The 9,268-nt window shown below is 64.3% G+C and carries 9 protein-coding genes and 1 pseudogene; 2 read left to right on the forward strand and 8 right to left on the reverse strand.

Annotated elements, in window-relative coordinates; translation table 11 throughout:
• Positions 1-11: 11 nt before the first annotated feature.
• A complete protein-coding gene (gene rfbB, locus NCS67_RS09995) occupies positions 12-1,073 on the reverse strand; it encodes a dTDP-glucose 4,6-dehydratase (protein ID WP_250435060.1) in 1,062 nt (353 codons plus the stop codon).
• 341 nt (positions 1,074-1,414) lie between these two features.
• Between rfbB and NCS67_RS10000 the strand changes: the two genes are divergently transcribed.
• A complete protein-coding gene (locus NCS67_RS10000; RefSeq protein WP_250435061.1) occupies positions 1,415-2,251 on the forward strand; it encodes a symmetrical bis(5'-nucleosyl)-tetraphosphatase in 837 nt (278 codons plus the stop codon).
• Here NCS67_RS10000 and NCS67_RS10005 read toward each other — a convergent pair.
• Genes NCS67_RS10005 through NCS67_RS10030 form a run of 6 tightly spaced genes read right to left on the reverse strand, consistent with a single transcriptional unit; the run spans position 2,220 to position 6,888 of the window.
• A complete protein-coding gene (locus NCS67_RS10005) occupies positions 2,220-3,020 on the reverse strand; it encodes a lysophospholipid acyltransferase family protein (RefSeq protein WP_250435062.1) in 801 nt (266 codons plus the stop codon). The two genes, NCS67_RS10000 and NCS67_RS10005, sit on opposite strands and share 32 nt — an antisense overlap.
• 2 nt (positions 3,021-3,022) lie before the next feature.
• The gene (locus NCS67_RS10010) at positions 3,023-4,300 is read right to left on the reverse strand and encodes a dihydroorotase (RefSeq protein ID WP_250435063.1); all 1,278 of its coding nucleotides are present in this window, start codon (positions 4,298-4,300) and stop codon (positions 3,023-3,025) included.
• Positions 4,301-4,310: 10 nt separating this feature from the next.
• Positions 4,311-5,321, reverse strand: a complete 1,011-nt coding sequence (locus NCS67_RS10015) for an aspartate carbamoyltransferase catalytic subunit (RefSeq protein ID WP_008342662.1) — start codon at positions 5,319-5,321, stop codon at positions 4,311-4,313.
• A 43-nt stretch (positions 5,322-5,364) separates the two neighbouring features.
• The gene (gene pyrR / locus NCS67_RS10020) at positions 5,365-5,880 is read right to left on the reverse strand and encodes a bifunctional pyr operon transcriptional regulator/uracil phosphoribosyltransferase PyrR (protein ID WP_250435064.1); all 516 of its coding nucleotides are present in this window, start codon (positions 5,878-5,880) and stop codon (positions 5,365-5,367) included.
• Positions 5,867-6,313 (reverse strand): Holliday junction resolvase RuvX, encoded by a 447-nt coding sequence (ruvX, locus tag NCS67_RS10025; RefSeq protein ID WP_175980440.1) that lies wholly within the window; start codon positions 6,311-6,313, stop codon positions 5,867-5,869. The genes pyrR and ruvX overlap by 14 nt, the downstream gene beginning before the upstream one ends.
• Positions 6,310-6,888, reverse strand: a complete 579-nt coding sequence (locus NCS67_RS10030) for a YqgE/AlgH family protein (RefSeq protein ID WP_008342667.1) — start codon at positions 6,886-6,888, stop codon at positions 6,310-6,312. Before NCS67_RS10030 ends, ruvX begins: the two co-directional genes overlap by 4 nt.
• Positions 6,889-6,918: 30 nt before the next feature.
• Between NCS67_RS10030 and NCS67_RS10035 the strand changes: the two genes are divergently transcribed.
• The gene (locus NCS67_RS10035; RefSeq protein ID WP_250435065.1) at positions 6,919-8,412 is read left to right on the forward strand and encodes a cryptochrome/photolyase family protein; all 1,494 of its coding nucleotides are present in this window, start codon (positions 6,919-6,921) and stop codon (positions 8,410-8,412) included.
• On the opposite strand, the pseudogene NCS67_RS10040 reads toward NCS67_RS10035, so the two are convergent.
• Positions 8,409-9,268 (reverse strand): annotated as a pseudogene (locus tag NCS67_RS10040) (hypothetical protein); the annotation flags it as partial. The gene NCS67_RS10035 and the pseudogene NCS67_RS10040 overlap by 4 nt on opposite strands.

The following is a 9,268-nucleotide window of genomic DNA, read 5'->3' on the forward strand; positions in this document are numbered from 1 at the left end:
GATTCAGCCCCTCACGCGCGCTGCGCGTAGTTCGTCTCGACCCATTTCCGGTAGTCGCCGGAAGCCACTTCGTCGGCCCACGCCTGGTTGTCCAGATACCACTGAACCGTCTTCGCAAGACCCGTCTCGAAGGTCTCCGCAGGCTTCCAGCCGAGTTCGCGCTCGAGCTTGCGCGCGTCGATGGCGTAGCGGCGGTCGTGGCCCGGACGGTCCTTTACATATGTGATCTGATCGCGATACGAACCGCTCGACTTCGGCTTCGCGCGGTCGAGCAAGTCACACAGCGTGTGCACGACTTCGAGATTCTTTTTCTCGTTCCAGCCGCCGACGTTATACGTCTCGCCGGGCACGCCGCGTGCGAGCACCTCACGGATCGCGGAGCAGTGATCGCCCACGTACAGCCAATCGCGCACGTTCTGGCCATCGCCGTAGACCGGCAGCGGCTTGCCGCCGAGCGCGTTGGCGATCATCAGCGGAATCAGCTTTTCAGGGAATTGATACGGACCGTAATTGTTCGAGCAATTCGTGGTCAGGACCGGCAGTCCGTACGTGTGGTGATACGCGCGAACGAGATGGTCGGAGCCGGCCTTGGTCGCGGAATACGGGCTGTTCGGCGCGTACGGCGTGGTCTCGGAGAACTGCGGATCGGTGGCCGAAAGCGAGCCGTACACTTCGTCGGTCGATACGTGCAGGAAGCGGAACGCCTGCTTCTCGTCTTCGGGCAGCTTGCTCCAGTACATCCGCCCGGCTTCGAGCAGCGTGAACGTGCCGACGACGTTCGTCTGCACGAAATCGGCCGGGCCGTGGATCGAGCGATCGACGTGGCTCTCGGCGGCGAAGTGCAGAATGGCGCGCGGCTTGTGCTTGGCCAGCAGCGCATCGATCGCGGCGCGGTCGCAAATATCGGCGCGCTCGAAGATGTGGCGGGGATCGTCCTTCAGAGACTTGAGCGTTCCCAGATTGCCCGCATACGTCAGCTTGTCGACGTTGAGCACGGGTTCGTCCGAACCATTGAGCCAATCCAGCACAAAATTGGCGCCGATGAAACCGGCGCCGCCCGTCACGAGAATCATACGTGGCCCTCTTTATAGCTTTCCGTCAGGTGATTACGCCGCGCGAAAGCTTGAATATGCGAAAAAATTGCGACAGTTGCGGTGGATGAAAGCAGAACCGGAAGATATGACCGATTTTCGTGCATTCCCGCCCCAGTTTGGTCAACCCTGAATTATAAGGCTCCGCCATTCGAAAACTAGACGGATAACAACTTGATACAGCTCGCGATTTATGGTTGCACAGGTGGCAGCAGGTAATGCCAGCCTTGCATCCGTCGGATGAAGACACAGTGTTTGCCCGCTGTTCCATAATCTTCGCTCACCCGGATTTCCTCTTAGAAGCCTGACAACAAGTCTCCCAGATGACCATCGCCACCTCCCCCGCTCCCCTCGTCTTCGGCGATCTCCAGGGCTGCTGCGATCCCTTCCAGCGCCTCCTCAAAAAAGCCGCGCCATCACCCGACACACCGCTCTGGTTCGCGGGCGATCTCATCAACCGTGGTCCGAAGTCCTTGCAGACCTTGCGCGAGATCATCGTCCTCGGCTCGCGCGCAACCGTCGTGCTCGGCAATCACGATCTGAATCTGCTCTCCGTCGCCGCCGGCCTGCGCAAGCCGAAAAAAGGCGACACGCTCGATGAAATCCTCGAAGCGCCCGACGCCGCCGATCTCATCGAGTGGGTGCGTCACAAGCCGGTCGCGCACTTCGAAAACAATGTGCTGATGGTTCACGCGGGCGTGTTGCCGCAATGGGACGCGACGATGACGATGGAACTCGCGCACGAGCTCGAGCAAGCGCTGCGCGCACCGAACTGGAAGGAAACGCTCGCGTCGCTCTACGGCAACGAGCCGCATCGCTGGGACGATTCACTGAAGGGCGCCGACCGGCTGCGCGTGATCTATAACGCGTTGTCGCGCATCCGCTTCTGCACACCCGAAGGCGCGATGGAGTTCGCCAACAACGGCGGCCCCGACGCGGCGCCGCCCGGCTACATGCCGTGGTTCGACGTGCCGGACCGCCGCACGCAGGACGTGACGATCGTCTTCGGCCACTGGGCCGCGCTCGGTCTCATGATCCGCGACGACGTTCTCTGCCTCGATTCGGGCTGCGTGTGGGGCAACAAGCTGTCGGCGGTGCGCCTGACGGCCGATCCCGCAGAGCGCGTCGTCACGCAGGTGAGCTGCTCGATGAAGAAGTGAGCGGCACTTCCGTCATCGCATCGGCGGCGGCGGGCAGGCCACGCATCCGCTGAAGTGCGGCGTCGACGGAAGCCTGCGCCTCGCTCGCGAGCAACCGCCGGTCCGCGCCCGGTGCGAGCGGATCGCACACGTAAAGATGCGCGGTGAGCGGCCGCGCGCGCAAGAGCGCATCGAGCGAATCGTTGAGCGACATATCGCCGATATACGCCGGCGCGGTCGATTGCCTTCCTTGCGCATCCTCGTACATCAGGCAGATCGGCTGCACCGGGCACGACGCCGACACCGCCGCCTGAAACATGTTCGCGTGAAAGGGCAGCAGCGCTTGCCCGTCCGAGGTCGTGCCTTCCGGAAAGACGCACATCTTTTCGCCAGCAAGCAGACGATCCGCGAGCTCGTGCATGATGCGCTTCGCGTCGCTGCGCTTCTCGCGCTGCACGAACACCGTATCCAGTTGATGCGCAAGCCAGCCGACCACCGGCCATTTGCGGATCTCCGCCTTCGACACGAACGGCGTCGGACGCCACGCGTTGATGACGTAGATATCGATCCACGAGATGTGATTGCCGACGACGAGCACGCCGCTATCGAGCCGCGCCTCGTCGTTATGCACGACGAGCTTCATCCCCGACAGCCGCAGCATTTCGAGCGACCACAGTCGGTTCATCTCGGCGCGTTCGGCCGCCGACGCGCGGGCAAAGCGCGTCGCGACGATCCACATGCCGTACAACAGATGCGCGACGAGCCGCAGCTTGCGCCATGCGAAGCGCATGTTCAGCGGCTCTCGTAAGCGACGTGACCGCCGACCACCGTCGCACGCACGCGCGCCGGCAATTCGTAGCCACGAAACGGCGTGTTGCGGCCCTGGCTCTTCAGCTTCAGCGGATCGACGCGCCATTCGCTCGCCGCATCGAACACGCACAGATCGGCGAGCGCGCCCGTCGCAATGCGGCCGGCGGGGAGCTTCAGCACGTCGGCGGGCGCGGACGTGATGCGCGACAGCGCCTTCGCGAGCGGCACGTTCGCTTCGCGCGCCCACTTCACCGTCAGCGACAGCAGCAATTCGAGGCCGGTCGCGCCGGGCGTCGCTTCGGCGAAGGGCAGCAGCTTTTCGTCGTCGTCGAGCGGCGTGTGATCGGAGCAGATCGCGTCGATGGTGCCGTCGGCGAGACCCGCGCGGATCGCATCGCGGTCGCGTTGCTGACGCAGCGGCGGATCGAGGCGAAATTGCGAATCGAAATAGCCGATGTCGATATCCGTCAGATGCACGTGATTGATGGTCACGTCGCACGACACGGCGATTCCTTCGGCTTTCGCCGCGCGCACGAGCGCGACGCCCGCCGCCGACGACAGATGCGACAAATGCACGCGCGCGCCCGTCACGCGCATCAGTTCGAAGATGGTATGCAGCGCGATCGTTTCCGCCGACACCGGCACACCCGACAGCCCCAGCCGCGACGCCACCGCGCCGCTCGCCGCCACGCCGCCCTTCGACATGTACGCATCCTGCGGACGCAGCCACGCGGTATAGCCGTACGTGGTCGCATACTGCAGCGCGCGTTGCAGCGTGCGCGTATCGACGATCGGGTTATCCGCCTGCGAAAAGCCGACGCAGCCCGCTTCGGTCAGCTCGACCATCTCGGTGATGGTCTCGCCCTTGAGCCCGACCGTCAGCGCGCCGAGCGGATACACATGCGCGAGATGCAGTTTCTGCGCGCGAAACTTGAGCATTTCGACAAGACCGGGTTCGTCGAGCGTCGGATCGGTGTCGGGCGGGCACACGAGACTCGTCACGCCGCCCGCCATCGCGGCGGCCATCTCGGATTCGAGCGTCGCCTTATGTTCGAAGCCCGGTTCGCGCAGACGCGCCGACAAATCGACGAAACCCGGCGCGACGTAAAGCCCGGAAGCGTCGATGATCTTCGCCGCGTTGAAATCCGCGGGCGCCTCGCCGATGCCGACGATCCTGCCCGCCGCGATGAACACGTCCTTGCGCTCTTCCGTGCCGGCCGCCGGATCGATGATCGTGCCGTTCTGAATCTGGATCTTCATGTCGTCTTTGTCAGTCAGTGTTGCCGGCCACGATGCCCATCACCGCCATGCGCACGGCGATGCCGAAAGTCACCTGATTCAGGATGACCGACTGCGGGCCGTCGGCCACTTGCGAGTCGATTTCCACGCCGCGATTCATCGGGCCGGGATGCATGACGATCGCATCGGGCGCGGCGAGCGCGAGACGCTCGGGCGTCAATCCCCAGCTCTTGAAGTACTCCTGCGCGGACGGCAGCAGCGCGCCGCTCATGCGCTCGTTCTGCAGGCGCAGCATGATGATGACGTCGACGCCCTTCAGCCCTTCGTCGAGATTGTGATAGACGTGCACGCCCATCTGATCGAGATTGCCCGGCAACAGCGTGCGCGGTCCGATCGCGCGCACTTCGGGCACGCCGAGCGTCGTCAGCGCGTGAATGTCGGAGCGCGCGACGCGCGAATGCAGGATGTCGCCGACGATCGCCACGCGCAGCTTCGTGAAGTCGCGCTTGTAATGGCGGATCGTGTACATGTCGAGCAGGCCCTGCGTCGGATGCGCGTGACGGCCATCGCCCGCATTGATGACGTGCACGTGCGGCGCGCAATGCTCGGCGATCAGATACGGCGCGCCGCTCGATGCGTGACGCACGACGAACATGTCGGCGTGCATCGCGGAGAGATTGTTGATCGTGTCGAGCAGCGATTCACCTTTGCTCGTCGACGATGCGTTGATGTTCAGATTCAGCACGTCGGCCGAAAGACGCTTCGCCGCGATCTCGAACGTGGTGCGCGTGCGTGTCGAGTTCTCGAAGAAGAGATTGAACACCGACTTGCCGCGCAAAAGCGGCACCTTCTTCACTTCGCGATCGGTCACGCTGACGAACTGCTCGGCGGTATCGAGGATGTGCGTGACGATCGAGCGCGGCAATCCTTCGATGCTCAACAGGTGCTTCAGCTCGCCGTTCTTCGTCAGCTGCGGATTGCCCTTGAGAAAGCCGTAGCGAAAGGTGTCGGGCGCGGCGGCGCCTTCGGTGGCGGTATTCATGTCGATCCCGGATGTACTTTGAAAAGACGTCGAAGCGCTCGCTTCAGCTGGCGCGCGCTTCCGTCCTGAAGTCGAATGCGCCGTCTTCGCGACGCGCGAGCACGAGATTCTGATTCGCGGGCACATCGAGCGTCGCGCCGGTGAAACGCGCGCCGATCGGCATTTCGCGCCCGCCGCGATCGGCGAGCACCGCGAGATCGATCGATGCCGGACGGCCATAGTCGTACAGCTCGTTGATCGCCGCGCGCACGGTGCGCCCCGTGGACAGCACGTCGTCGACCAAGATGATGCGGCGGCCGTTCACATCGAAGGGGAGCGAGGTCGGGCTCGCCTGGCTGTGCAGGCCTTTCTTCGCGTAGTCGTCGCGATGCAGCGCCACGTTCACCACGCCGAAGCGCGGCGCGTTCAGATCCTTCGCGAGCCGCTCGGCAAGCCACACGCCGCCGCTGAAAATGCCCGCGAGCACGGCGCCGTCGGGCGCGGCGAGCAATTGTCCGTAGGCAGCGCGAATCTGGTCGACGAGCGCGCGATACAGCGCCTCGGCGTCAATGGAACTCATGATCGTCGGCAAGTCCGTCGAGATATTGTTGAAGGATGACGCGCGCGGCTTCGGCGTCGATTTCGTCGAAGCGGCCCCGCGCATTGGCGCGCACGCCGCGCTCGCGCAAATCGGCTTTGGCGTCGACGGACGAGTAGCGCTCGTCCACCCATTGCACCGGCACGTTGAAACGTCCGTTCACCTGATTGCCGAAGCGCTTGGCGAGCGCGCTCATTTCGTGCGGCGTGCCGTCGGGATGCATTGGCATGCCGACGACGATGGCGTCGGGCTTCCACTCGTCGAGCAGCTTGCCCACTTCGACGAAGCGATAGTCGCGATTGCGGTTTTCCAGCGTGACGAGCGCGCGCGCGTGGCGGGTGAGCGTATTGCCGACGGCGACACCAATGCGTTTCTCGCCGTAATCGAATGCCAGCAGCGTGGCTTCGCGGCTCATGCGTGCCCTGCTTCGCCGGACAACATCGAGCGCGACACGCCGAGCAGCGAGAGCGCCGCTTCGAGGCGGTCTTCGGCGGGTACGTCGAAGATGATGCGCGGATCGGCTTCGACGGTCAGCCAGCCGTTCTTCGAGATTTCCTCTTCGAGCTGGCCCGCGCCCCAGCCGGCATGACCGAGCGTGAGCAGGAAGCGCTCGGGGCCCTTGCCGCTCGCGACTGCTTCGAGCACGTCCTTCGACGTGGTCATGGCAAGGCCGCCGGGCACGCTCATCGACGAGCTATAGGGTTCGCCCTCGCCCGCTTCGTGCAGCACGAAGCCACGCTCCGTCTGCACGGGACCGCCGAAATAAACGGGCAAATGGACGAGCGGCTCGATTTCGAGCTTGAGATCGATGCGATTGAAGAGCGATTGAAGGTCGATGTCGGTCGGCCGGTTGATGACGAGACCGAGCGCGCCCTTCTCCGTGTGATCGCAAAGGTAGACCACCGTTCCTGAAAACGTCGGATCGGCCATGTTGGGCATGGCGATCAGGAACTGATTCGTCAAATTGATGCGATCGGAAGTCTTGGACATAATTCAGAATTTTAACAAAGGCGCTGCGAGATGGCCGACTTTGATGTGGGTCTGGTCTGGTTTCGGCGGGATCTGCGCGCGGCAGACAATGCTGCACTCTATCACGCGCTTACAAGGTGCCGTCGGGTGCTGTGCGCCTTCGTTTTCGATCGCGATATTCTCGCGCCGCTCGACAAAAAAGACCGGCGCGTGCCGTTCATTCACGCGAGCGTCGTCGAGCTGGATCGCACGCTGCGCGAGGCGGGCGGCGCGTTGATCGTGCGGCACGGGCACCCCGTGCACGATATTCCTTCGCTCGCACGCGAATGCGGCGCGAACGCCGTGTTCGTCAATCGCGATTACGAGCCGGCGGCGAAGGCGCGCGACGAAGCCGTCGCGCAGAAGCTCGCGAGTCAGGACATCGCGTTCTTCTCTTTCAAGGATCAGGCCGTCTTCGATCACGACGATGTGATGACAGGCGCCGCAAAGCCCTACACCGTCTTCACGCCGTACAAGCGCAAGTGGCTCGCGACGCTCACGCCCGATGCGCTTGCGCCCTACGCATCCGAAGAACATCTGGACGCGCTCGCCAAGCCGCCGTCGAACGTGAAGCATGCGATTCCATCGCTCGATGCGCTCGGTTTCGGCGATGCACCCGCGCCTGCGTTTCCCGCCGGCACGCGCGGCGCCTATGAGCTCTTCGACGATTTCCGGGACCGCATGATCGACTACGGCCGCACGCGCGATTTCCCCGCGCTAAAAGGGCCGAGCTATCTCGGCGTTCATCTGCGGCACGGCACGATGTCGATCCGCGCGCTCGCCCGCAGCGCCCACGATGCGCAGCGTCACGGCGACAAGGGCGCCGAAACGTGGCTAGGCGAGCTGATCTGGCGCGAGTTCTATTTCTCCGTGCTGCACCATTTTCCCCACGTCGGCGTGGCTGGCGATCATCGCGCGTTCAAGCCGGAGTACGACCGCATCGGCTGGGAAACGGGCGATGCCGCCGACGCGAATTTTGCCGCGTGGTGCGCGGGTCAGACGGGCTATCCGCTCGTCGATGCGGCGATGCGGCAGATCAACGCGTCGGGATACATGCATAACCGTCTGCGCATGGTCGTGGCGAGCTTTCTGACAAAAGATCTCGGCATCGACTGGCGACGCGGCGAGGCGTACTTCGAAGCGCATCTGAACGACTTCGAGCTGTCGAACAACAACGGCGGATGGCAATGGGCCGCGTCGAGCGGCTGCGATGCGCAACCGTACTTTCGCATCTTCAATCCGGTCACGCAGTCACGGAAATTCGATTCGGCGGGCAAGTTCATCCGTCATTACGTGCCAGAGATCGCGGCTCTTTCCGATCGCGATATCCACGCGCCGTGGCTTGCAAAACCGGCGCTGAAAGCGGCGAAGATCTCGCTCGGCGCGGATTATCCGCAGCCGATCGTCGATCACGAAGCCGCCAGAAAACGCACGCTCATGCGTTATGACGTCGTGCGCGCGCCGGGCCCGAAGCAGCTTCCGCCCGACGACGACGGCGAAGACTAGCGCGCAAACGGCGCAGGTTTTTCGATCATCGACGTCAGCGCGACGATCGATCCGCGCCCTTCCGAAGGCGCAATGCCGGCCGCCGCCTGATGCAGCATCGAACGCAGCATTTGCGCGGCGCGCTCGGGCACGGTCGCGTCGATGCCGCGTGTCGCGCCTTCGGCGCCATCGGCGTGCGTTTCGCCGTGATGCGCGACGCGCCGCCATGCGAGGCCGAGCGTATCCGCCAAGAGCGCGACATGCCCGAGGCCCAGCGCGCAAGCCGCCGCGCCCAGCCGATGCGACGCGTCCGCCGCCGACAGCGCCGCCGCTTCGTCGACCATGCCGGTTTCGTTCGCCTGCGTGCCGCGCTCGACGAGCGCGTCGATCGACGTTTCCGCGCTCTGCAGGAAGTCCTCGTAAGCACTCGCGTTCACGCGCAGCACGCCGAGATCGCGCGTCGCGGCGTCGCGCGAGGCTTCCTCGCCCGCCTGCGCGGCGCTCTCTTCCCACGCCGCTTCCGATTCGGGCGTCGCGGCGACGTGCCACGCGACCGTCAGGCCGTAATCGCGCAAAACATCGACGTGGTCGGCATCTTCCGGCCGCGCGCCGTAGAGCGCGAAATCGCGCCACAGCAGCGCGAGCGTCGCGCGCACGAGCGAGCGCGGCGCATACGACAGCGCGTGCGCCTGATCCGCCAGCACGAGGTTGAAGCGCGCGTAGAGACGCTTGACGTCGGCGATGTAGTCCAGCTCGCCGCCGGTGGGCTGGGCGCGCCCGCGCCGCGCCACCACCCCCGCCCACCCGAGCCGCCAGAAATAGAAGGGATCCGGGGCGCGCAGTTCGTCGACGCTCGCGTCGACGCGCGCGTAGGTGT

This window comes from Caballeronia sp. ATUFL_F2_KS9A (assembly GCF_023630765.1).
Taxonomy (GTDB): domain Bacteria; phylum Pseudomonadota; class Gammaproteobacteria; order Burkholderiales; family Burkholderiaceae; genus Caballeronia; species Caballeronia zhejiangensis.